Annotated in this window: 20 protein-coding genes; 9 read left to right on the plus strand and 11 right to left on the minus strand. The window is 47.1% G+C overall.

Annotated features, from left to right (window positions below):
* Positions 1–7 precede the first annotated feature (7 nt).
* From M1D67_RS01685 to M1D67_RS01695, 3 genes are all read left to right on the plus strand, one after another.
* Positions 8–424 carry a tautomerase family protein gene (locus M1D67_RS01685; protein ID WP_130569400.1) on the plus strand — a complete coding sequence of 139 codons (417 nt, stop codon included), beginning with the start codon at positions 8–10 and terminating at the stop codon, positions 422–424.
* On the plus strand, positions 408–1,148 hold the full coding sequence (locus tag M1D67_RS01690) for an SDR family NAD(P)-dependent oxidoreductase (RefSeq protein ID WP_020450031.1): 741 nt from the start codon (positions 408–410) through the stop codon (positions 1,146–1,148). The genes M1D67_RS01685 and M1D67_RS01690 overlap by 17 nt, the downstream gene beginning before the upstream one ends.
* Positions 1,149–1,235: 87 nt before the next feature.
* Entirely contained in the window at positions 1,236–3,320 is a 2,085-nt protein-coding gene (locus tag M1D67_RS01695) for a class I SAM-dependent methyltransferase (RefSeq protein ID WP_479831558.1), read from the plus strand.
* Between the two features lie 10 nt (positions 3,321–3,330).
* Here M1D67_RS01695 and M1D67_RS01700 read toward each other — a convergent pair whose 3' ends face one another.
* Positions 3,331–4,407 (minus strand): DUF4352 domain-containing protein, encoded by a 1,077-nt coding sequence (locus M1D67_RS01700; protein ID WP_020450033.1) that lies wholly within the window; start codon positions 4,405–4,407, stop codon positions 3,331–3,333.
* Between the two features lie 617 nt (positions 4,408–5,024).
* Positions 5,025–6,425 carry a YfcC family protein gene (locus M1D67_RS01705; RefSeq protein ID WP_020450034.1) on the minus strand — a complete coding sequence of 467 codons (1,401 nt, stop codon included), beginning with the start codon at positions 6,423–6,425 and terminating at the stop codon, positions 5,025–5,027.
* Positions 6,426–6,550: 125 nt separating this feature from the next.
* Here M1D67_RS01705 and M1D67_RS01710 point away from each other — a divergent pair, with 125 nt between their 5' ends.
* Together M1D67_RS01710 and M1D67_RS01715 are read left to right on the plus strand one after the other, a co-directional pair.
* Entirely contained in the window at positions 6,551–7,720 is a 1,170-nt protein-coding gene (locus M1D67_RS01710) for a M20 family metallopeptidase (RefSeq protein ID WP_020450035.1), read from the plus strand.
* Positions 7,721–7,893: 173 nt separating this feature from the next.
* Entirely contained in the window at positions 7,894–9,024 is a 1,131-nt protein-coding gene (locus M1D67_RS01715) for a type II asparaginase (protein WP_195258645.1), read from the plus strand.
* 31 nt (positions 9,025–9,055) lie between these two features.
* Here M1D67_RS01715 and M1D67_RS01720 read toward each other — a convergent pair whose 3' ends face one another.
* Positions 9,056–9,508 (minus strand): GNAT family N-acetyltransferase, encoded by a 453-nt coding sequence (locus M1D67_RS01720; RefSeq protein ID WP_020450037.1) that lies wholly within the window; start codon positions 9,506–9,508, stop codon positions 9,056–9,058.
* Between the two features lie 100 nt (positions 9,509–9,608).
* On the opposite strand from M1D67_RS01720, the gene M1D67_RS01725 reads away from it, so the two are divergent.
* A complete protein-coding gene (locus M1D67_RS01725) occupies positions 9,609–11,108 on the plus strand; it encodes an amidase (protein WP_479831559.1) in 1,500 nt (499 codons plus the stop codon).
* 22 nt (positions 11,109–11,130) lie between these two features.
* Here M1D67_RS01725 and pepF read toward each other — a convergent pair whose 3' ends face one another.
* Both pepF and M1D67_RS01735 read right to left on the minus strand, forming a co-directional pair.
* Positions 11,131–12,966 (minus strand): oligoendopeptidase F, encoded by a 1,836-nt coding sequence (gene pepF / locus M1D67_RS01730; RefSeq protein WP_145654080.1) that lies wholly within the window; start codon positions 12,964–12,966, stop codon positions 11,131–11,133.
* A 111-nt stretch (positions 12,967–13,077) separates the two neighbouring features.
* Positions 13,078–13,347 carry a GlsB/YeaQ/YmgE family stress response membrane protein gene (locus M1D67_RS01735; RefSeq protein WP_017474015.1) on the minus strand — a complete coding sequence of 90 codons (270 nt, stop codon included), beginning with the start codon at positions 13,345–13,347 and terminating at the stop codon, positions 13,078–13,080.
* Between the two features lie 170 nt (positions 13,348–13,517).
* Here M1D67_RS01735 and M1D67_RS01740 point away from each other — a divergent pair, with 170 nt between their 5' ends.
* Positions 13,518–15,233 (plus strand): serine hydrolase, encoded by a 1,716-nt coding sequence (locus tag M1D67_RS01740; RefSeq protein ID WP_216921568.1) that lies wholly within the window; start codon positions 13,518–13,520, stop codon positions 15,231–15,233.
* A gap of 59 nt (positions 15,234–15,292) precedes the next feature.
* Here the strand turns inward: M1D67_RS01740 and M1D67_RS01745 are convergent, their stop codons facing one another.
* The 6 genes from M1D67_RS01745 to M1D67_RS01770 form a co-directional block, all read right to left on the minus strand.
* Positions 15,293–16,615: a (Fe-S)-binding protein gene (locus tag M1D67_RS01745; RefSeq protein WP_023857784.1), complete on the minus strand. Its 1,323-nt coding sequence runs from the start codon at positions 16,613–16,615 to the stop codon at positions 15,293–15,295.
* Complete coding sequence (gene glcD / locus M1D67_RS01750) at positions 16,612–18,024, minus strand: glycolate oxidase subunit GlcD (protein ID WP_023857785.1); 1,413 nt, start codon at positions 18,022–18,024, stop codon at positions 16,612–16,614. Before glcD ends, M1D67_RS01745 begins: the two co-directional genes overlap by 4 nt.
* Before the next feature lie 120 nt (positions 18,025–18,144).
* A complete protein-coding gene (locus M1D67_RS01755) occupies positions 18,145–18,447 on the minus strand; it encodes a PTS sugar transporter subunit IIB (protein ID WP_309539690.1) in 303 nt (100 codons plus the stop codon).
* On the minus strand, positions 18,444–18,776 hold the full coding sequence (locus M1D67_RS01760) for a PTS lactose/cellobiose transporter subunit IIA (protein WP_020450044.1): 333 nt from the start codon (positions 18,774–18,776) through the stop codon (positions 18,444–18,446). Before M1D67_RS01760 ends, M1D67_RS01755 begins: the two co-directional genes overlap by 4 nt.
* A 16-nt stretch (positions 18,777–18,792) precedes the next feature.
* Positions 18,793–20,079 carry a PTS cellobiose transporter subunit IIC gene (celB, locus tag M1D67_RS01765; protein WP_020450045.1) on the minus strand — a complete coding sequence of 429 codons (1,287 nt, stop codon included), beginning with the start codon at positions 20,077–20,079 and terminating at the stop codon, positions 18,793–18,795.
* Complete coding sequence (locus tag M1D67_RS01770; protein WP_026580483.1) at positions 20,066–21,400, minus strand: 6-phospho-beta-glucosidase; 1,335 nt, start codon at positions 21,398–21,400, stop codon at positions 20,066–20,068. The genes celB and M1D67_RS01770 overlap by 14 nt, the downstream gene beginning before the upstream one ends.
* Positions 21,401–21,562: 162 nt before the next feature.
* Between M1D67_RS01770 and M1D67_RS01775 the strand changes: the two genes are divergently transcribed.
* Both M1D67_RS01775 and chbG read left to right on the plus strand, forming a co-directional pair.
* Positions 21,563–22,297, plus strand: coding sequence for a GntR family transcriptional regulator (locus M1D67_RS01775; protein ID WP_020450047.1), 735 nt, complete (start codon positions 21,563–21,565; stop codon positions 22,295–22,297).
* Complete coding sequence (chbG, locus tag M1D67_RS01780; RefSeq protein WP_145929803.1) at positions 22,294–23,028, plus strand: chitin disaccharide deacetylase; 735 nt, start codon at positions 22,294–22,296, stop codon at positions 23,026–23,028. The genes M1D67_RS01775 and chbG overlap by 4 nt, the downstream gene beginning before the upstream one ends.
* The last annotated feature ends 18 nt before the right edge of the window (positions 23,029–23,046 follow it).

Below are 23,046 nucleotides of genomic sequence, written 5' to 3' on the forward strand. Positions count from 1 at the left end.
TAAATATATGCCATTTGTCAGGATGGATCTTTTAAAAGGAAGATCAAAAGAAGAGCTTCGCCGGATCAGCAGAACGGTTCACAAGGCGATGACGGAGACGATCGATGTTCCGGAAGATGATTATTTTCAGGTCATCACCCAGCACGATGAGGAAGAATTCTTTTTCGATCCCGGCTATATGAATATCGAACGGACGAAGGATTTGATCTATATTCACATCACAATGAAAGAGAGACCGGTCGAAAAAAAGCTGGCGCTGTATCAACGCATTGCAGAATGTTTACAAAAAAACGCCGGCATCCGCCAAGAGGACGTCATGATCATTGCGGCCGAAAACGTGAAAGAGAACTGGTCGTTTGGGAATGGAACAGCACAGCTTGCATCAGTTGAAAAGGGAGTGATGAAAAATGGAAATGAAAAATAAAACAGCCCTTGTCACAGGAGGCGGCACTGGGATCGGCAGAGCGGCATCGCTCGCTTTGGCAAACCGCGGCGCAGCGGTTATTGTCAACTATTCGCGTTCCGAAGCGGAGGCTGAAGAGACGGTTGGGATGATTGAAAATCAAGGCGGCCGCGCGCTCGCGATTAAAGCCGATGTTTCTAAGGTCAATGAAGTTCAAGGCATGTTTGATCGGGCGGCCCGTGAGTTCGGCACCGTCGATCTGCTCGTCAACAATGCAAGCATCACCAGGCATATCGAGCTTGATGACTTGGATGGAGCTTCTGAAGAAGTCTGGGATGAACTGTATGCGGTAAATGTCAAAGGGATGTTTTATTGCGCGAGAGCGGCGGCATCTTTAATGAAGCAAAATAAGCAAGGCGCCATCGTAAATGTTGGCAGCATCGCCGGACTGACGGGCTCAGGTTCTTCGCTCCCCTATGCCGTATCAAAAGCGGCGGTCCACGGACTGACGAAATCATTGGCGCATGCGCTCGCTCCGGATATCAGGGTCAGCTGTGTGGCACCTGGCGCTGTATCGACGAGATGGTGGGAGGGGAATGAAGAGAAAATGAAGCGGCTCAGCCAAAAGCTCCCGCTTGAACGGATCGCAAAGCCGGAAGATATCGCCTTGCTCATTTGCGCGCTGCTCGAACAAGAAACGGTTACTGGTCAAATCTTAACGGCGGACTGCGGCCAAACATTATAGCGGTTATAAGTCTATTATCCTATTTCTATATGAAACCATTTACCTTATGATTAGTCATATCGAAATAGAAAAAAGAGGGAAGAACGTATGAGGCGTTTACAATCGTTAGAAGCCATTGAAAAAGTGAAAAGCGGGGATTATCATGTTTTGCGTGATGCCGAATGGCTCAAGTATCTTGTTTTAACTGAAGAACAAAATGTCAATCTGGAGCGGATATCTTCGCTGGAGAACATGCCTCAGAATCCCGTGTTTCTTTATGTGGAACAGACGCTCTCCATCTTGGAGAAAGCGGACATTCCTGAGCGGGAAAAAGAAATCATTGAAGAGGTTCTCATATGGAGTGAAACGGCTAAGTGCGGCCAGCCTCATAAAAGAAAGGAATGGCGTGAGAAAGGCTTTCAGCTTGCGATCCATAATATCGGGTCGGCGCAGATTTATGCTGATCGAAGACAGGCGTATATGCCGGAGCGGCAGGATATTGACGAACTCATCTATATTTTGATTTTGACGCATGGACTCATCGGGCAGTATATCCGCGGGGAATCAAGGTATCGCCAATTCACTCCTCTTATCGATTGGATTGAAGCATCGGAACTTCAGCACATCGACATCAGGCGGGTTCTGTACGTTCTGAACAAATGTATCATTGAAGGGGTTTCGCCGGCACTTTGGGAATCGATTGAACAAGACGTGAACCGGATAATCGGCCAAATCTGCACAGGAGAAAGAAACAAAGATTGGCCGTTCTCGGAAAGGATCAGAAAACTGCGGGGACAGGCGCTCGATTCCGGCGAAGACAGCAGCCGGTACGAGCGGTTTCTGAGGGAACTTGCCGCGGAAGATGTGCTGAGACGCTTCTTTCAGCGGGTCGATTTATGGTATGTGGAATCCGCCTTGTCATCGTTCAGTTTTGAAGAGTTTGTCAAAATCTTTTTGCTAGTGCTTCGTTCTGTCAATCCTTTATCAGTCAAGCATATCAGCTTTGAGCCGCTGATGAAGGACATGTACCGTGATTACCAGGGTGTGCGTCATACGAATGTTTATAAAAAACGGATTATCGAAGCGTGCTTAAAAGAGATGTCGATCAGCGATTTGCTTTTCGGCGGGGTGCCTGTAAATGAACACGTTTCGCTTGCTGTTCAGCCGTTTGATCAGGCTTCCGAGATTGTCGGCGTCACGTTTTCGTTTTCGCAGGCCGGACTGAAGCTGATTGAATTTTGCCAGGAAGCGGAGAAATCGCCTTTATATGAACGGGCGATCGTGCTGCTTTATGATTTTTTTGAGTTTCGCAAGGATTCGTTTGACCGGCTGCAAAATGAAGCGGCTTATCTGTCTGACATGAACGGTGCGGAAGATTATAAAAAGAAGATTGCCGATTATGCTGTTGGAGAAAGAATGCTCGACATCGGAGCCGGAGGCGGCGTGATGCTTGATTTGCTGACGGACCAGCATCCTGAAGCAGAGGTCATCGGCATCGACCTTTCCGTCAATGTCATTGAGGAGCTCCAAAAAAGAAAAGTGCGCGAACATAAGCCGTGGCATGTGAAACAGGCTGATGCGTTGGATCTTCCTGAGTACTTCGAACAGAAAAGCGTCGACACGATTGTATTTTCATCGATATTGCACGAATTGTTCTCATACATTCCGTATGAAGGAAAACGATTTAATCACCTCGTCATTGTCCAAGCGTTAAAAAGTTCCTTTGATATTCTGAAGCGGGGAGGCAGAATCATCATCAGGGACGGAATCATGACCGAAAACAAAGAGGAAACGCGGCGGATTCGCTTTAAAGACCCGGATGGAATGGATTTCTTGAAACGGTATATCCATGATTTTAAAGGGAGAAAGGTGCAAATTCTTGAGGCTGAAAAGGATGCGGCCGTACTGTTTGTGAATGACGCGATGGAATTCCTCTATACATATACTTGGGGAGAAGAAGCCTATTCGCATGAAGTGAAGGAGCAGTTCGGCTATTTTACGCCGTCTGAATTCCGGCGCTGTATTGAGAAAGAGTTGGGGGAACGCGCGAACATTCTTGTGTTCGAACACTATGTACAGGAAGGGTATGAAGAACACCTTAACCCTAAAATCGAGCTGACAGACCGGCTCGGCCGACGCGTGCCGCTGCCGGACAGCACTTGTTTTATTGTAATTGAAAAAAAGCACCACTAGGGTGCTTTTTTTAGTTGTTGCTTTTAAGGAAGCTTGAGAAGTATTGTTCGGTCTTGTAATTATCAGCATCCATTTTCCATTTGTCATTTTTTGATTTTTCAAGCTTAACTTCAACTGTTTTCTCACTTGAAGTCGCCTGTGCTTTTTTGATTTCTTCACTCATGATGTCAATCGCAGGATTGATCAATTCATCTCTGGACATGAAGTTTTTGCCGCTGTCTTTCACATAGTCTTCCAGTCTTTTCTTCACTTTCTTTTGGACATCCGTATTATCGATTGGTGTAACGGTTGCCTCAACAGTTGCTTCATCGCCTGAAATTGATTTTGTAACTGCTTTGACTTGAGATTTTTCTTGATAAGCGTTTTGGATGGCGCTGATCAGTTTATTCAATTTCTTTTTATCGACATCTTCTTCATCATAATATCCTAAAGAGCGAACGATTGATTTTTGAGCGCCTTCAAGGTAATCGGTAACGACTTCACGTTTATTTTCGTCGACCAGTTTATCAAAGTTATCATTATCTTTGCCGAAAATCGTTACATCTGTGTAAGCCAGCAAAGCTTTTGCCGGATCTTCAAGTTTTTTGGCTGTTTTCAGCAAATCGTCGCTGCCGCCGTCGATCTCGAATTTGACAGGATCGGCTTTGTTTTCACCGTACATGTCAGGTGTGTATTCAAGCTGAAACTTTTTGCCCTTTTCAACGATGTAATAGATATTTCCGTCGACTTCCTTGTCAGAATTCAGCGTGGAAGAACGAAGTCTCTTGTTTCTTTCATCATATACGCTGACGTCCGACATTTTTGAGTCGCCTTCGTAAAGGCTGAATTGGCTTTTATCAACCATCAATGGTTCTTTTCCTGTATTTTTAACGGAAACATTGATCTTTAGTATAAGTTCATTTTCGTGCAGGTTTGTTGATGAATCATCTGGAAGCGTATATTCGGAGCTTAGTATTTTAACTTCTGCATTATCTGCTTTTTTCGTATCTTCTTTCTCTCCGCTCGCACTTTTGCTGCCTCCGCAGGCTGTTGACACGACTGCTACAATCATCAAAAGCATCATTAGAAAAAACTTTTTACTTCGCATGGTCTGTCTCCTTTTTTATTATTATTTTTTCAATGTTATGTAAATGAAAAGAATGAGGTGGTTAGGGTAAAAAGGCCCTTCATCGGGACAAATCTTACTCAAGTCCCGGTCATTTCATTTATCTAACAGTGAAAATTTGATTATAATTCTTCCTTTTTCCTTAGTTTCTTTAAAAAAACAGAAACAACATCACTCATTTTAAGGTTTGAAGAATCAATAATAAATAGGTGTTAAATACTAATTTTGGTCAATGTTTTGCAAGATTAGGCATGTTTTCAAACTTTGGGTAGTATGAATAGACTAAAACTAATGACTTACAAAACGGTGCATTTAATTGAGATTGATCCATTTTCCACCTTAGCCATGACAAGGCAGAACAGGTGAAAAATATAAGTGTTTTGTTTAGAATCCGCCACTTTGTTGATGAATTTTGAAATTGGACTATGGTGGATAAAAAGTCCTGTTTTCGGGTTTTCTTAACCTGAGCTTAAAATTTAGTAGATCAATCGTCTCAGAAACGCCGGTTTTGATGGTTTAGCTTCTCTATGGTCAGGGAGACGGAGACATGTATGAGGAATGCAGCCGGGGGCTCCGGCTGCATGTTGTGGACCGGATGTTTACTTAATACCGATGATCATGGCGATAACAATTGCGGCGGCGCCGATGAAAATCCAGCCTGCGACCAGCTTCCAGACAAACTTGACCCAGCGTTCGTAAGTGACGCCTGCGATTGACAGCGAAGCCATCAGTACACCGGAGGTCGGAATGATGGAGTTGGTGATTCCGTCTCCGTATTGATACGCGAATACGGCAATCTGGCGTTCGAATCCCAATAAATCGGCCAGCGGCGCCATAAGCGGCATCGTTGTGGCTGCCTGTCCGCTTCCGGATGGAATAAATGTGTTGATCACGATTTGCACGGCGAACATGCCAATGGCGCTGATTTCGTTCGGAAGTGAGCTGATGGCTGAAGCAAGGCTATTGATGATCGTATCGATAATCTGTCCGTTTTCCAATACGATGACAATGGCACGGGCGAAGCCGACAATCAGCGCTCCGTATACAACCTGTTTCATACCATCGACAAATGAATGGAATGTGTCGTTGATGCCGAGTCCTCCCGCAAGGCCGGCGGCAAAGCCGATGATGAGAAAGCCGGCCGACAGCTCGCTTAAAAACCACCCCCATTGAAATACACCGAACATATTGATGCCGAAGCCCAATGCTGTAATCAGCAGGACGAGGCCGTGTCTTCCGGTGAAGGAAAGATCAGCGTGTCCTGCGGCTGTCTCTTCATTTATCTCTGTTTCGCTTCCATACATCAAACCGGTATTTGGGTTCGCTTTGACTTTTTCAGCGTACCGCATGACATAAAAAATGGAGAAACCGAGCATGGCGGCATAAACGGCCAATCTATAACCGAGGGCGCTAAACACCGGGACTTCCGCAATTGTCTGTGCGATTCCGACTGTGAACGGGTTCAACATGCCGCCGGTGAACCCTGCAGCCGCGCCAAGGGAAATCATCGCCAGCCCGGTCATTGAATCATAGCCAAGCGCTCTTGCAACAGCGATGCCGATCGGAATAAAAATAATCGTCTCTTCAGATAAACCGATCGTTGCGCCTCCGATGGAAAAGACGAACATGGTGACGGGAATCAGGAGGAAACCGCGTTTCTTCAAGCGCTGCACGAGCACATGAACACCTGCACGAATCATCCCGGTCTGATGGATGATGCCGAAAGCTCCGCCTATTAAAAAGATGTAAAAAATAATATCCGCCGATTGAATCATGCCTTCCGGTATGGCTTTAAACATCTCGAAAAAACCGACCGGACCGGCGTCAGTCTGTGTGTAGCTCCCTTGTACGATAACCGTTCGGCCGTCTTCTTCAACCCGCTCAAATTCTCCTGATGGAATGAAGTATGAAGCCAGTGCAGCTAAAATGATAATGAAAAAAATCAAAGCATAAGTATGAGGGAAGTGCAGTTTTATTTTCTGGGGGGTGCCATTGCTCATTCCGTTCGTCTCCTTTATAATGTATTAATATTCATAGAATTATATATTTAATCATTTTGAGGATATGAGATTTACTTTGTCAACCCTGGAAAAGAACTTCCGGTAATGGAGAAGGGAGAACCGTTATGAAAAAACAAATTGAGAAAGAGATCGAACATATTCGTGAAGAGCTGCTGCATATCAGCCAGTATATAGGCAATCACCCTGAACTGGGGCATGAAGAATTCAAAGCTTCAAAGATTCTGTCCGAGGAGCTGAAAAAACACGGTTTTCAGGTGGAATTAGGAACATGCGGCCTTGCGACGGCGTTTACGGCCGAATTTGACAGCGGCCGTCCCGGCCCTGCCATCGGGTTTATGGCTGAATATGATGCATTACCTGACCTTGGCCATGCCTGCGGGCACAATTTGATCGGCACGATGGCGGTCGGCGCCGCAATCGGCGTCAGCAAAGTCATCGCATCATGCGGAGGGAAAGTGTATGTTTACGGAACGCCTGCGGAAGAAACGAAAGGCGGAAAAGTAACCATGGCTGAACAAGGGGTTTTTGATCACTTGGACGCCGCTATGATGGTTCATCCGTATTGCAGGCATGAAAAAAGCGGAACATCGCTGGCGATGGATGCGATTCAATTCGAATTCTTCGGAAAGGCCTCGCATGCGGCGGGAGCGCCTCACGAAGGAATCAATGCGCTCGATGCCGTCATTCAGACATTCAACGGCATTAATGCGCTCAGACAGCATATTCTCCCTGATGCCCGGATTCACGGGATTATCCCAGAGGGAGGGAAAGCGGCAAATGTTGTGCCGGATTATGCGGTTGCCCAGTTTTATGTCAGAGGAACGGAACGTGCTTATGTCAATGAATTGCTTGATAAAGTAAAAAATTGTGCAAAAGCAGCCGCACTTGCGACTGGAGCCCGACTTGAGAGCTCTTTTTACGAGCTGTCTTACGATGATTTGAAAACAAATGAAACGCTGTCAGACGCCTTTACACAAAACATGATCGAGTTGGGCGTCGATCCCGATTCGATTCATGAAAAAGCGGACGGAGGAGGTTCAGTTGATATGGGGAATGTCAGCCAGATCGCACCTTCCATTCATCCTTATGTACAAATTTGCGATGAACCGTACGCGTGCCACACACCCGAGTTTCGGGAGGCAGCCATGAGCAGCCAAGGGTTCGAAGGCTTAATGCTCGGCGCAAAATCTATGGCATTCACGGCCTATGATGTGCTCACCAATGAAGAGCTGTTGAGAAAAATAAAGGAAGAATTCAGCTTTTTAAAACAATAGAAGGTCTGAAGAGGGAAACGAGGTTTCCCTTTTTTTAATGCCAAAAAACGCAGAAGAAAATCTAACATATGAATAGACAACGTATAAATGCATTTTAAACTGGTATGAAAGAGAGGAGGAAAGAGAAAATACATATATAATTAGCGGACTTCGCAGCAGGGAGAGATCAAAACATGACGAAAAAACGAATGTTATTTATTGTGTTAGGCTTATTGCTTTTGATCAATGCCGGGTGCTCCGGTTCAAACGAATCTCGAAATGAAACAAAGGCCCGGGCGAAGACGGAAACTGCTTCTGTTAAGACTGCCCAAGGAAATGACCGTCTGCCCAACATAAGAATTTTGGCTACAGGGGGGACAATTGCCGGAGCGAATCAGTCCAAAACGTCGACGACCAATTATAAAGCGGGTGCAGTCGGGATTGATACGCTCATCGAAGCCGTTCCGGAAATGAAGGATATCGCGAATATCAGCGGAGAACAAGTGGCAAACATCGGAAGTCAGAATATGACTAATAAAACGCTCCTGAAATTGAGCAAGCGCACTGCGAAGCTTTTAGCTTCAGATGATGTCGATGGAATTGTCGTCACTCACGGAACGGACACCTTGGAAGAAACGGCTTATTTTTTAAATCTCGTCCTCAAAAGCGATAAACCCGTCGTTGTGGTCGGATCTATGCGGCCTTCCACAGCGATTGGAGCCGACGGGCCTGCCAACTTGTACAATGCTGTAAAGGTCGCTGCGAGCAAGGAAGCTTACGGGAAAGGAACCATGGTGGTGCTGAATGACCGGATTGCTGCGGCAAGATATGTGACGAAAACCCATACGACAGCTCCTGACACTTTCAAGTCGGAAGAAATGGGTTACCTCGGCAATATTGCCGACGGCATCTATTTTCATAATGACATCACAAAAAAGCATACGAAAGATACCGATTTTAATATTTCCAAGATCAATCAGCTTCCTCAAGTCGACATCATATACGGGTATCAAAACGACGGGCGCTATCTGTTTGACGCTGCAATCAAGGCGGGAGCGAAAGGCATTATCTATGCGGGAAGCGGAAACGGTTCAGTCTCTGACGAGGCGAAAAAAGGGGCAGTCGCAGCGGTGAAAAAAGGGGCGGCAGTCGTGCGTTCTACACGCACCGGCAGCGGGGTTGTCACGCCCAATCCTGATCTTGAAAAGGAAAACATATTGGCTTCCAACTCTTTGAACCCGCAGAAAGCCCGGATTTTGCTGATGCTGGCGCTGACCAAAACAGATGATCCGAAAAAGATCCAGTCCTATTTTGATGAATATTGACGAGAATCCGCCGGGGAGCCCGGCGGATTTTTTAAAGATCGAGCGCTAAGCGAACCATATCGATGCAGCGCATGCCGTTTTCGTATATCGGTTTCTCATAATGCCTCAAGAAAAAGTCGCGGTCGATGCCGGTGATTCTAAATCCGCATTTTTGATAGAGCGCAAGCTGGCCGATGCTTGAATTCCCGGTTCCGATTTCAATGGTCTTAAATCCTTGTGATTTTGCCGTTTCAATCGCATGCATAACCAATTGTCTGCCGATTCCTTTTCCCTGCAGATCTTCTTTGACGGCGATATTGACGAGCTCTGCTGTTTCTGGTCTCGTCGGCAGCAGCACATAGACACCTACAATCCGGCGGTCGATTTCTGCTGTATAGCATTGTCCCCGTTTGAGATAATCGATAACCAGTTTTTCGGAAGGGTCTGCCGTCAACAGTAAATCAAGCGGCGGCTCATGTTCTGGGTGTAACCTTCGAATATTCATTTCACTCATCTCCTTTTTGATCTAAACTGAAAACATTGAAATCCTCAAAAGGCTCATGCACAATAGTAAACACAAGCGAACAGTAAAGTGAGGTACTGATATGAATATATCTGACTATATGAAGCATGACGCAGTTGCTTTATCTAAGCTTATCAAACATGGGGAAGTAACGGTGAACGAATTAATCGATGCTGCTTTTTCCCGCCTTGAAGAAGTCAATCCAGAACTGAATGCGGTCGTTCGGACGAGAAAAGAACAAGTCAAACATGAATGCAGACAGCTCGATATCAGACAGCAGCCGTTTGCCGGGGTGCCGATCCTTTTAAAGGACATTTCCCAAGCGTTGAAAGGGGAGCCTCTTACAGCCGGCGCCAAGCTACTTTCATCTTATCAACCAAAGCGCGATTCGAATTTCGTTGCTAAATTGCGCGGCGCCGGCTTTTTATTTCTCGGCCAAACGAATACGCCCGAATACGGATTGAAAAATATTTCTGAGCCTGAATTATACGGGCCGTCGCGAAATCCCTGGAACACCGATTATTCACCCGGCGGTTCAAGCGGCGGTTCCGCTGCAGCGGTGGCGGCCGGAATCGTTCCCCTTGCAGGAGCTAGTGACGGGGGAGGCTCCATTAGGATCCCCGCTTCATTTACCGGGCTATTCGGTTTGAAGCCGACCCGGGGCAGAACGCCTGTAGGACCGGGCGTCGGGCGGCAATGGCAGGGAGCATCGATCGATTTTGCGCTGTCCCGTACGGTCAGGGACAGCGCTGCGCTCCTTGATATCCTGCAAACCGTTCAGCCTGAAGCCGCTTTTCAAACGCCTTTATTTCCGGGCCATTATGAAGAGGATATGAAAAAAGGGCTGGAGCGCCCGTTAAATATCGCATTTTCTGTAGAATCACCCGTCGGAACGCCTGTCAGTGATGAAGCCAAACAAGCCGTCCACCGCACCGTTAAATGGCTGGAAGCGCAGGGACACCGCGTCGAAGAGCAGGCGAACGGCGTTGATGGACTCCGGTTAATGGAGAACTACTACTTAATGAACAGCGGTGAAATTTCCGCGATGATTCTAGGAATGGAAAAAACGCTTGGAAGAGCGATCACTGTTCAGGATGTTGAAATTGTCACATGGGTGCTTAATGAAGCAGGCAAAAAAGTGTCGGCAGCCGAATTTACGGCAAGCCTTGCTTCCTGGGATCAAGCAGCTGCACAAATGGCGGCGTTTCATGAGACCTATGATCTGTATGTGACCCCTGCAACGGCTTACCCCGCTCCAAAGGTCGGCGAGCTTACTCATACCGAAAAAGAAGCCGAAGCGCTCCTGAAAGTGAGTGAGCTGGAAAAAAATGAGCAGCAGTCGTTGATTTATCAAATGTTTTTGAAAAGCTTGACATATACACCATTCACACAGCTTGCCAACTTAACCGGACAGCCTGCGATGAGCGTCCCGGTCCACCTCACAAAGGAAGGTTTACCGCTCGGCGTTCAAGTGACGGCACCGAAAGGAAAGGAACATTGGCTGCTTCGCACCGCACATTTATTAGAGCAATCAGACTTATGGATCGGAATGAAAGGCAATCCGATGTTCGGCAGTCTGTAACAGAATAAAAGAAGACCGGCTGTTAATCAGGCCGGTCTTCTTTTGGATCATACAGTTTTTCGAGCTCGTCAACCAATGTTCCGACATACGCAACTGCCTGGCGTATCGGTTGATCCGTCGACATGTCAACACCCGCGTGTTTCAACAGGTCCAGCGGTTTCATTGTACCGCCTGTTTTTAAAACGTTCAGCCATCTCTCGACGGCAGGGCGGCCTTCTTCTTTAATTTGCTGCGAGACGATCGTCGATGCTGTCAGCCCGGCTGAATAGGTGTAAGGGTATAACCCCATGTAGTAGTGCGGCTGACGCATCCATGTTAAACCTGCCCCTTCATCAAGCTTCACTCCGCTGCCCCAGAATTCGGACAGCACGGCGGTGGTTTGTTCAGACAGTACGGAAGCGGTAAGTGCGCACCCTTGTTCGGCGAGTTCGTAGACTCTCCGCTGATATTCCCCTTCAAGCAGATGGGTGACGAAATTGTGGTAATACGTGCCCATCAATTGGTTGATGACCCAGCGCTTCATTTTCGGGTCATTTGTTTTGGAAAACAAATGCTGGGCGAGAAGCATTTCGTTCATTGTAGAAGGCGCTTCGATGAAATATAGAGACGGTCTGACATTCATGATGCGCTGCTTGCGGTTTGCCAAGTAGAAATGACCGGCATGACCGAGTTCATGGGCAAGGGTAAAGGCGTCCCGCATCGTATCCGTCCATGTCATCAAAATGAAGGGATGCACTCCGTACGGACTTGAACAAAACGCACCCGTGGATTTGCCGATGTTGTCAGCGAGATCAACCCACCGCTCAGTCAATGCGGTTTCCATGACTTCCGCGTACTCGGGTCCCATCACTTGTAAAGCGTCCAAGATCATCCGGCCGGCCTGTTCGTAAGTCGTCTTTGGACTGAAGTCGTGATCAAGCGGAGCCTGCAAATCGCAGAAGCGCATGTCGTCGAGGTCTAATACGCGTTTTTTCAAGGCGGCATACTTGCGCATATGAGGTGCAAGTTCGTTTTTAATCACATCAAGCTGGTTGTGGTACATTTCGAGCGTGACGCTTTGCGGCTGAAGAAGCATATCGGTGGCGGATTGATATCCGCGAAGCCTTGACATGCCGACCTGTTTTTTGACTTCTGTTTCATAGACGGCGGCGATGGTATTTTTGTATGTTTGCAGGGTATTTGTAAAGGAGGCAAAGGCGGTTCTGCGAATATGCGTATCAGGAGAGAACATGTATTTTCCTTCATATAACGCGAACGAATTGGCCAACTCATTGCCGTTCCGGTCCTGAATCGGTGAAAATTGCATATCTGCAAGCTTCGCCATCCCGAAAATTTTGTACGGTGCATCATGCACTTCGCCTAAAACGGCTAACGCTTCCTCTGTTTCGGGAGCAAGCTTATACGGCTTGCGCTCCATTATCTCGGACAGCATTTTGCTGAAAGGCTCCAGTCCTTTCTCATTTTTTATGTACGTCTCCACTTGATTTTCGGGGAATTCGAGAATTTCCGATTGGATAAATGAAAGCCCGGCGTTTAGTTTTGCTTGAAGTGCGGCCATCCTTGAAGCGTCGGCTTGGTTGACGGGGTTTGTCAAATCTTCGGACTTTCTGAGGTGAGTATAGGCGGCGGCCCGGACTAGGCGCTCTAGCAGTTTCTCCTGCAGCATTAAACAATCGAGCAACACGTCAGCTCCTTCGTGAAGCCTTCCTTTAAATGAGCCGATGGATACGAGATCTTCCTCAATTTTCACAAGTGCGTCTTCCCAAGCTTCATAAGAAGAAAATAAATCAGTAAGATTCCAAGTCAGTTCCTGCGGCACCTCAGAGCGCTTCGGTCTTTTTTCTGCCACTTTTTCCAATGTACAGCCTCCCCTTGAAAATATTTCGTGTTTCTAATTAATTATATAAAAGACGGCAGCAGAATGAAATAAAAAACGACGGTTTCTAATGAAACCGTCGTAAATCATCCATTATTGAGCATTGCGGTTTCGTCCGCCCATACTTCTCATGACAAGACTGACGATGAAAATCAAAATGATCGCACCGATCAGAGCCGGAATGATATTAAATCCGCCGATCATCGGACCCCAGCGTCCCAAAATCATGGAGCCGAGCCATGAACCGATAAATCCCGCGATAATATTTCCAATGATTCCTCCGGGTACATCACGTCTGATAATGAGGCCGGCCAGCCAGCCTAAAATTCCGCCGATGATCAATGACCAAATAAATCCAAACATTGAACAAAACCTCCTTGTTTTTTAGACATTTTCAGCCTTATACCTATCTTTTGGAATTCGTGAATAAATATACAAATTTTCTCTAAATGAAACCATTCGGGCGAACAAACGTATGGAATACGGACACCTGGAACAGGCATAAGACGCTTAGATCAAGAGAGGAGAGTAAAATGAGACAGCCTATAAAGGAATTAAAAGGCTTTCGGGCATTTGCCCTGGAAAAAATGAAGGAGTGGAACGTTCCCGGAGCCGCTGTTGCAGTCATTAAGGAAGACGAGATCATCATGGCGGAAGGGTTTGGATTCAGGGATAAAGAACGGAAATTAAAAGTGAACCCGGAAACGGTATTTGCGATCGGTTCCGCTTCCAAGGCATTTACAACGGCGGCGATGGCGGTTTTGGCTGATGAAGGGAAAATGGAATGGGACAAGCCGGTAAGGGAATACCTCCCGGAGTTTAAGATGTATGATCCGGTGGCAACCGAACGGATGACTCCCCGTGATCTGGCGTGCCATCGTTCGGGCCTCCCAAGACACGAAATGATGTGGTACAATTCCTCCTTTTCAAGGGAAGAGCTTTTCAGACGGCTCCGCTACCTTGAGCCGAATCTGGATTTTCGATCAAAATGGCAGTATCAGAACCTGATGTACATGACGGCCGGTTATCTTGCAGGAAGAATAGCGGGAACGACATGGGAGGAGTTTGTTCATGAGCGGATTTTCAAACCCTTGCATATGACATCCAGCAGCTTCTCGGTCGAAGTTATGCAAAAGCTTTCCGATTTTGCCTTTCCATATCAAGAGAAAAACGGAACAGTTGAAAAAATTCCTTTTCGCAATATCGATGTGATCGGGCCGGCTGGATCGATCAATTCCAATGCCTTGGATATGGCAAATTGGGTGCTGCTTCAGCTTGGCAGCGACAAATTCAGCGGTGTTCTATCAGAGGGAAGCCTTCATGAGCTGCATACGCCTTGCATTTCCTGCGACTCCATTCTTAAAGCGAAGGAACTCCCTGTCTGCAGCTATGGGCTCGGCTGGTTTGTTGAACCGTACCGTGGCCGTCATATGATTCATCATGGCGGAAATATTGACGGTTTTTCATCGCTTGTTGCTTTCATGCCTTATGAAAAAATCGGGATTGCCATTTTGACAAATATGAACGGCAGCTTTCTCCCAAATGTTCTGGCGTACAATATTTTTGACCGCTTGCTTGGATTGGAAGAGATTGATTGGAACGGCCGGCTGAAAGGCGAAGCGGAAAAAATAATGAAAGCGGCTTTAGGCGTGGATCGAACCGCGGATCTTACCAAAATTGAAGGAACGAAGCCTTCTCATGACCTGAAGGACTACACAGGTGTATACGAGCACCCCGGCTACGGTGAAATCAAAATAGAGTGTAAAGACGGTATGTTACAGGCGCTCTTCAATTCGTTTGTGATGCCTTTGAAGCATTATCATTACAATATATTCGAGATGAAAATGCCGCTCACGGAGATGGCGATGCTCTCATCTTTCAGCGCTGATATACACGGACATATCAGCCGCCTTTCCGTACCGTTTGAAATGGCGGAAGGCGCTGGAGAAATCGAATTTGTCAGGAAGCCGGATCAGCGGTTGTACGATCCTGAATTTCTTGCTTCTTTAACGGGCGAATATGCATTGGAAGACGGAACAGATGTCGTTGTGTCTTTCAGAAACAACCGGACGCTCTGGGTTTCATTGCCCGGTCAGCCTGATTACGAACTTGAGCCTTACCGTGAGTTGACATTTCAAATCAAAAACCTGCCGGGTTTCAGCGTCCGGTTCGAAGCCGGCGATTCCGGACAGGTAACAGGTTTGCGCTTCATCCAGCCGAATGGAGAATTTCCTGCTGTCCGGAAATAGCAGCAGAAGACATATTTCGATTTATTTCCCGAGAAATATACCAAATGTGAGCCGCCTAGTCACTCCTGGACGGCTTCCAGCAATAAATCCGCCAGATGAACAGCTCTCACTTGGTTTGTAAGCCCAGCTCGTTCAATGCCGAGCTTCATTTGCAGCAGACATCCGGGATTAGCTGTAACGATCGTAGCGGCCCGGGTCGCTGCTGCTGCTTCCATTTTTGTATCGAGAATTTTCATCGACATTTCGGATTCGACAATGTTATAAATACCGGCTGATCCACAGCAGCTTTCGGCATTTTTCATTTCCTTGAATTCAATGCCGTTGATGCTGCGAATAAGGTATCTCGGCTCAGCGGAGGTGTTCATGACATTTCGCAAATGGCACGAATCTTGGTAGGTGACGATTTGCTGCGGCAGTTCAAGGGATCGCTGATCAAAGTTCAGCTCCAACAGGACGGAAGAAAAGTCTTTCAGTTTCCCTGTAAAAACCGCTGCCCGTTTCCGCCATTCAGAGTCATCTTTCAGGAGATGATCATATTCCTTTAAAAATGCTCCGCATCCCCCTGCATTTGTCACGATAAAGTCCGCGTTTGAATCCTCGAATGCCTGAATATTTCGTTTTGCGAGCAGGATGGCCTCAGACTTTTCGCCGCTGTGTCCGTGGAGGGCGCCGCAGCAGGTCTGCTGTTCGGGAATGATGATCTCGCAGCCGGCCAGCCGCAGCAGCTCGATGGTTGCCATATTCGTATCTAAAAACAACGTATCCATGAGGCAGCCCGAGAAAAAGGCGGCCCGTTTTTTTCTCTCTCCGATCGCAGGGAGCAGGTGCGGCCGTTTTTTCAGCTGTTTCATATCGGGAACTTTCGGCAAAACAGCCTCCATTTTCGCGAGATGGTCCGGCAAAAGACGAAGTAAGCCCGATTTGCGAATCACATTTTGCATGCCGGAACGCTGATACACGCCGAGTATTCCAGTCAGCGCCCTGATTCTGTTTTGGTGGGGGAAAAGCCCTTTGAATACCGCGCGGCGAAGCACTTTAACCGGAAGGGTGTGTTTTTTGTTCTGCTGAATAATATCCCTCGCTTCTTCAAGCAAGCGCCCGTAGTTTACGCCTGAAGGACATACAGGTTCACACGCCCGGCAGCCGAGGCAAAGCTCCAGTGACCGTTCGACATCCTCATCAGGCTCAATCGCCCCATCGACGACCGCTTTCATGAGCGCGATGCGTCCGCGCGGTGAATGGCTTTCCTGAAAACCGGATTCGATATAGGTGGGGCATGACGGCAGACAAAAGCCGCAGCGCATGCAATTCAGCAGCTCTTCCTCGTCCATTCTTTGTTTAAACTGCTGTTCAATGACCTTTCTTTCGTTAGCTGTCGTCATTTTGTCACCACCACCCGCTTGCGGGAGTCTTTCGCAAATATCTTCCCGGGATTCATGATGCTGTTAGGATCCAGCGCCTGTTTTACCGCCTTCATGGCGGCGATTCCCGCTTTGCCCAGCTTCAGTTCCAGATAAGGAGCTTTCATTTCGCCGACCCCATGTTCTCCGGTGATTGTTCCTCCCAGCTCAACCGCTTTTTTAAAGATGTCTTCAAAAGCCTGTTCGACCCGTTTCATTTCTTCACTGTTTCTGACATCTGTCGTACAGGTCGGATGAAGGTTGCCGTCGCCTGCGTGCCCGAATGTACAAATCGATATTTTGTGCTTTTCGGCGATCGTATTAATTGCTTTTACCATTTCGGCAATTTCAGAGCGCGGTACCGTGGCATCCTCCAGAATGGTCGTCGGCTTTAAACGGGCTAAAGCGGAAAGTGCGGTGCGGCGGGCCTCCCGAAGATTTTCCGCTTCAGCTTCTGTTTGCGCGGTTTGAACGGACACAGCATTTCCTTTTGTGCAAATCTCTTCAATCAGGGCAATGTCACGGCGGACTGCTTCCTCGGTGCCGTCCTGTTCGATCAGGAGAACCGCTTTGGCATGGACGGGAAGGCCGATTTTCGCGAAGTCTTCGATCACCTGAATCGTGGGCTGATCGAGAAATTCGAGCGTCGTCGGAATGATTTTGTGTGCGATGATATTTGAAACCGTTTGGGCTGCAGAGTCGATATCTTGATAGAGGGCGAGGACGGTTTTTTTTGTTTCGGGTGCCGGGATGAGTTTCAATGTTGCTTCAGTAATGATGCCGAGCGTTCCTTCAGAACCGACGAAAAGACGCGTCAAATCATAGCCGGCAACGTCTTTGGCGAGTTTGCCGCCAGTGCGGATGATATCCCCGTTTGCGAGAACGACTTCAAGCGCCATGACATAATCGCGTGTCACTCCGTATTTCAGCCCGCGGAGGCCGCCCGAGTTTTCATTGATGTTGCCGCCGATTGTCGAGATCTTCATCGAGCTCGGATCGGGCGGATAAAATAATCCCTTTTCTTCAGCGGCGTGAATTAAATCAAGCGTGATCACGCCGGGCTGAACGGTTATCGTTAAGTTTTCTTCATCGATTTCTAAAATTCGATTCATATGCTTAAACAGGAGGACAATTCCTCCTTCAGTCGGGCATGTGCCGGCGCAAAGGTTTGTACCTGAACCTCTCGGCACAATCGGAATGCGGTGCGTGTTGCAGATTTTCACGATTTGCGATACTTCTTCTGTGCTGCGCGGGGCTATGACCGCGTCAGGCATCGATTGAAACTGGGGTGTCGCATCATAAGAATAGACGAGCCGTCCGGCGTTCGAATCGTCATAATTGACAGAGCCGACAATTTCAATCAACTGGGATTTCACTTGTGAGGAAATCATGTATGATCACATCCTTTACCAATTATTATACAAAAACAAACGCTTTCAAAAAATCATTCTTTTAAACTTCAAAAAAAAAGAACCCGTTTTCAAAGAAAACGCGGTTCTTTGCAGGAGGCATCAGGTTGCAAGGCTGATTGCCTGATTCAGCACTTTTGCTCCGTCCATCATTCCATAAGCCATTTGATCAATGACGGCCACGGGCGTATGATAAGGCTCGGTACGCTCTGTCATTTGCCCTTTTAAATACCGGACCTGCGGACCAATCAGTATCACATCAATTTCATCCAGATGACTTGGCAAATCTGCCTCCGCATATGCATTAATTTCGGCCTTCAATGAACGGTTTTTCGCTTCTTCCCTCATTTTTTTGACCAGTATACTCGTAGACATTCCGGCTGAACATACAAGTGCGATCTTCATTTTTCCCTTCCTTTCTGAAGCTCTTGATATAAATGAATCAATTCTTTCGCCAAATCTTTTACAGTCATGGCTGTCATTAAATGGTCCTGCGCATGGATTAATAATAGATTGGGTGAAAGGCCTTCGCCTTGTGCTTCTTTTTGCAGAAGGCGGGTTTGCGCCTGATGAGCTTGGCTCAGCTCCGATTCTGCTTCTTGTATTTTTTGATATCCGGTTTCCCATTCGTGTTGTTTCACAAGCTGCAATGCTTCCATTGCAGAAGAACGCGCATTTCCGGCGTGAAGAATGATTTCAAATGAGACCTGTTCCAATTGTAGTGTATCTGCCATAACATTCACTCCTTACTTATTCGTTTTCTGTCTGGTGCAAGGCGGAACGTTCTGCTGCTTTTATAAACGGGAGGTAGAGCAGGGTGGCCAGCACCAGGTTGAAGATTTGCAATAAGACTCCCCGGACTGATCCTCCGGTGACGAGATACCCGCTGACAATCGGCGGCGTTGTCCACGGAAGGATCGCGACAGTTTTCGGGACGAGACCGGAAGCCAAAGCGACATATGACGTAATCGTTAAAATTAATGGAATCAAGATAAACGGAATGAACATGATCGGGTTTAATACAATAGGAAGTCCGAACAGAACGGGCTCATTGATGTTAAAAAGGCCGGGTGCGAGAGACACCTTCCCGATCGTTTTGTAGTGCTTCGATTTCACGGCAATTAAAATGCCGGCAAGCAGAGCCAATGTCGTTCCCGATCCCCCCATAAATACGTAAGAATCGAAGAAAGGCTTTGTCACAATATAAGGCACTTCAAAAGCGCTCATTCCTTGCGAGAATAAGTGTTGATTTTCCTGAATGAGCGGGAGGTAGACGGATTCCATGATCGGCCCGAGGATATTTGTTCCATGCAATCCAAAGAACCAGAGCAAATGATTCAAGAAAGTGAAAATCAAGGCTGACCCAACCGTGTTGGAAAGACCTTGAAGCGGCTCTTGAATCGTGCTGAAAACAAGCTCATGGATGCTTTGTCCCGAATAATGAACAATCAGAGCATTACATAGCCCGGCAGTGGATAAGATGACGGCAGCCGGCAATAGAGCATTCAAGGATTTTGTGACGCCGTCAGGCACTCCTTCAGGCATTTTTATTTTCCATTTCTCATTTTGTGAAAACAGCCGGAAGACTTCCGTCGACAGCAAAGCCACGATTAAGCCGACGAACAGGCCTTGTGCTCCCAGCCAAGTCATTGAAAAGCCAAAGTCTTCAGTGGTCGGCGTAAGCACGGCGAATGCGCCAATCCCGATTAATGCGGCAGACAGGCCATCTGTGTGATAGGACTCGGCCAGCTTAAAGCTGACAGCCGCAACGGCTAAAAGGCTCAACAGAGCAAAAGAGCCATTCCATATCGCCCCGCCGACAGCAGTCCATCCCTCTCCGAACAGGCCGGTCATAAAGTTTTGAAACGCCGGTATTGGAAAATTATTAACCAGGATGGCGAGGGAACCGATGATAATAAGAGGCATAATGGCGATGAATCCGTCGCGTATTGCAATCAGGTGTCTTTGGGAACCGATCTTTCCGGCGATCGGCATGATGTTTGCTTCGATGAATGCCATCATTTTATTTTGTTTCATGTTCACAGACCTCCTCAAAAAATTGCGGGAGGTAACGTTTATGCGCCTCGAGCATTTCATCCAGTACCTTTTGAGCTTTGTGATCAGAGGAGACCAACGGATTGGTGATCATGGCTGAATATGCCGTATTGTAGTCGCCGGTGACCGCAGCTTCAATCACTAATTGTTCAAATTTTTTCATCAGGCAGATCGGCCCGCAAATGGCAGCAGGCAGTTTTCCGACGGTCAGAGGAATCGGTCCGCTTTTTGTAATGACACTGTTGACTTCGATCACCGCATCATCGGGAAGGTCTGGTATGCTTCCTTTATTCAGTGTGTTCACGGTCTGAATATCCATTGAATGATGATAAAGCGAGTTCATTAATGAGCAGGCTGATTCACTATAGTAAGCCCCGCCGCGGCCTTCCAGTTCTTTAGGCTTCTCATGGATCTCGGCGTCTTTGTATTTCTCAAACAGCTGCCGCTCCACTTCCATGACGGTTTCCGCTCGTGTTCCGTTGTTATTGTACGCTTCGATATCTTTTGCGAGCGCATCTTCATGTTGATAATAGTACTGATGGTACGGGCTCGGAAGCATACGTAAAGACCGCAGAAATTGGCGATTCCACGGCAACGCCGCAATATTGGAGGGCGAGTAGCCGAGGTGATCATTCAACAGATGCTCAATCGTCTCTTCCGTCCGGTCGATGCCGTCGATCCATACCCTTTTTCCGAAAACAAAATGGTTGAGGCCTGCGAATTCAATCATGACGCGGTTCACATCCACGCCGAATATTTCTGCAATGCTATTTTTCATGTTGTAAGGAATATTGCATACCCCGACGACCTTTTGATGAGGTCCGTGCTTCAGCAAAGCTTCCGTTACGATGCCGGCCGGATTGGTAAAGTTGATCAGCCATGCTTCGGGACAAATCTTTTGGATATCGCGAGCGATATCCAGCATGACAGGAATTGTGCGGAAAGCTTTAAACATACCGCCGGCTCCGTTTGTTTCCTGCCCGATTAGGCCGTGGCTGAGCGGAATTTTTTCGTCTAAAGCTCTCGCCTTCAGTCCGCCGACTCTGATTTGAACCGTGACGAAATCGGCACCTTGCAACGCTTCTGCCCGATCTATTGTATGGCTCAGTTCGATGGGAACCCCCGCATGCCTGATCATTCGCTTCGCGAGTTCTGAGACGATGCGAAGTTTTTCTTTGCCCTCCTCGATATCAACAAGTGCAATCTCATTCACCGGAAATTGATGTTGCCGTTTGATGATGCCTTCAATAATTTCCGGTGTGTAGCTGGACCCTCCGCCTATAACAACTACTTTCAGTGCCATAATCCCCCTCCTTCATTCTCTTTATATGAAAGCGCTTCACACAATTGAAACTTAACATGTCATAACAAATTTGTCCATACATATTTGTTATGACAAATTGTTTTTTTTAGGAACCTTTTGTGTTATTCTATAATTACGAACACACCCCAAAGGAGAACATGTATGGCGAAACAACCACAGCTCCACAGTCAAATTAAACAAGATATTGTAGATAAGATTGAAAGCGGTTATTATCCGCCTGGCAGCCTGCTGCCGACGGAGTCCGAGTTTTGCAAACTGTATGATGTCAGCCGGACGACGCTGCGGACCGCGCTGAATCATTTGCTTATGGAAGGGGCCATTTACCGAAAGCAGGGAAAAGGGACATTTGTCGCCAAAGGAAAAGTAAAGCAGATCTTGAGCTCCAGCAGCCTCCGTTATGCAGAGCAATTGAAGGCTCAAGGCTTTAAACCGAAAATCAAAGTTGTTGATTTGCAAAAAATAAAGCCGTCTGAAAAAATCCAAACCCTCCTCGGAATCGACGCTGAACAAATGGTCTATCAAATCAAAAGAATCCGCTATGCGGACGATGAAGAAATCCAGTTTGAAACAGCCTATATCAGAACGGATCTCGTCCCCGAAGTAACGGAAGAAATGGCGAATATTTCACTTTACCAGTGCATCAGCAGGCAAGGAAACAACATAAAAAGAACAGAGGAACAAATCAAAATTGTGATTTCTGATGAGGAGATTGCACAACATTTAAATATTACACAAGGCACACCTTGCTTCCAGATATCGACGCAAACATTTTTGGCGTCGGAAGAAGTCGTCGAGTATTCTATGGCCTATTTTCGCGGTGACCGTGTTGAGTTCTTCATTGAACGTGATTATGAACAAAGGGGGAATGAAAGGTGAAATCTCTAATCATAAATGCGGATGATTTTGGATTTTCAAGGGGAGTCAACCTTGGAATCATTGAAGCTTTCCAGCACGGGGTGCTCACATCGACTACGCTCATGGTCAATATGCAAGAAGCGGAGCATGCCGTCGAACTGGCACGGCAAAATCGTGAACTCGGAGTCGGCGTCCACTTGATATTGACGGCCGGGCGCCCGATTCTCGGCGGACTGCATACGATAACGGATGAAGAAGGGAATTTTCGCAAGCTTTTGTACTACCAGGGTTTCTTCGACATTGACCTTGATGAAGTATACCGAGAGTGGAAAGCGCAAATAGAGAAAGCTTTGTCTTTCGGTTTAAATCCGACACATATCGACAGCCATCATCATATTCATACATACGGAAATCTCCCTGAGGTGTTTGTAAAGCTTGCGAAAGAGTATGACCTGCCATGCAGAAAGGTCAATCATGATCATCCTTCACTGTGGAAGGGTGTAAGGTCGAACGATGCTTTTGAGCTGAAAGTCGATCGATTGAAGGATCTTTCGAGCATCCTTCGTGATTATCAAGACGCAGCAGTGATTGAAGTGATGTGCCATCCGGCTTACGTCGATAAATGTCTGCTTGAAAAATCGTCTTTCCATTATCCTCGGGTATATGAACTTTCACTGCTGACGGAACCTTCTCTTAAATCGGCTTTGCAACAATGTCCGGATATTCGTCTTACGTCTTACGCTAGTCTATGAAGAGGCTAGAGGCGCCGC

Source organism: Bacillus sp. PK6-025 (assembly GCF_056530265.1).

What these genes read in the sequence shown, in the direction of transcription:
- M1D67_RS01760 (WP_020450044.1), bottom strand. Translation starts at nt 18,776, where the DNA reads ATGGCAGATACACTACAATTGGAACAGGTCTCATTTGAAATCATTCTT.
- M1D67_RS01770 (WP_026580483.1), bottom strand. Translation starts at nt 21,400, where the DNA reads ATGGCACTGAAAGTAGTTGTTATAGGCGGAGGGTCCAGCTACACACCG.
- M1D67_RS01695 (WP_479831558.1), top strand. Translation starts at nt 1,236, where the DNA reads ATGAGGCGTTTACAATCGTTAGAAGCCATTGAAAAAGTGAAAAGCGGG.
- M1D67_RS01725 (WP_479831559.1), top strand. Translation starts at nt 9,609, where the DNA reads ATGAATATATCTGACTATATGAAGCATGACGCAGTTGCTTTATCTAAG.
- celB (WP_020450045.1), bottom strand. Translation starts at nt 20,079, where the DNA reads ATGAAACAAAATAAAATGATGGCATTCATCGAAGCAAACATCATGCCG.
- M1D67_RS01700 (WP_020450033.1), bottom strand. Translation starts at nt 4,407, where the DNA reads ATGCGAAGTAAAAAGTTTTTTCTAATGATGCTTTTGATGATTGTAGCA.
- M1D67_RS01735 (WP_017474015.1), bottom strand. Translation starts at nt 13,347, where the DNA reads ATGTTTGGATTTATTTGGTCATTGATCATCGGCGGAATTTTAGGCTGG.
- M1D67_RS01710 (WP_020450035.1), top strand. Translation starts at nt 6,551, where the DNA reads ATGAAAAAACAAATTGAGAAAGAGATCGAACATATTCGTGAAGAGCTG.
- M1D67_RS01720 (WP_020450037.1), bottom strand. Translation starts at nt 9,508, where the DNA reads ATGAATATTCGAAGGTTACACCCAGAACATGAGCCGCCGCTTGATTTA.
- M1D67_RS01740 (WP_216921568.1), top strand. Translation starts at nt 13,518, where the DNA reads ATGAGACAGCCTATAAAGGAATTAAAAGGCTTTCGGGCATTTGCCCTG.
- M1D67_RS01690 (WP_020450031.1), top strand. Translation starts at nt 408, where the DNA reads ATGGAAATGAAAAATAAAACAGCCCTTGTCACAGGAGGCGGCACTGGG.
- M1D67_RS01715 (WP_195258645.1), top strand. Translation starts at nt 7,894, where the DNA reads ATGACGAAAAAACGAATGTTATTTATTGTGTTAGGCTTATTGCTTTTG.
- M1D67_RS01755 (WP_309539690.1), bottom strand. Translation starts at nt 18,447, where the DNA reads ATGAAGATCGCACTTGTATGTTCAGCCGGAATGTCTACGAGTATACTG.
- M1D67_RS01775 (WP_020450047.1), top strand. Translation starts at nt 21,563, where the DNA reads ATGGCGAAACAACCACAGCTCCACAGTCAAATTAAACAAGATATTGTA.
- glcD (WP_023857785.1), bottom strand. Translation starts at nt 18,024, where the DNA reads ATGATTTCCTCACAAGTGAAATCCCAGTTGATTGAAATTGTCGGCTCT.
- M1D67_RS01705 (WP_020450034.1), bottom strand. Translation starts at nt 6,425, where the DNA reads ATGAGCAATGGCACCCCCCAGAAAATAAAACTGCACTTCCCTCATACT.
- M1D67_RS01685 (WP_130569400.1), top strand. Translation starts at nt 8, where the DNA reads ATGCCATTTGTCAGGATGGATCTTTTAAAAGGAAGATCAAAAGAAGAG.
- M1D67_RS01745 (WP_023857784.1), bottom strand. Translation starts at nt 16,615, where the DNA reads ATGACGACAGCTAACGAAAGAAAGGTCATTGAACAGCAGTTTAAACAA.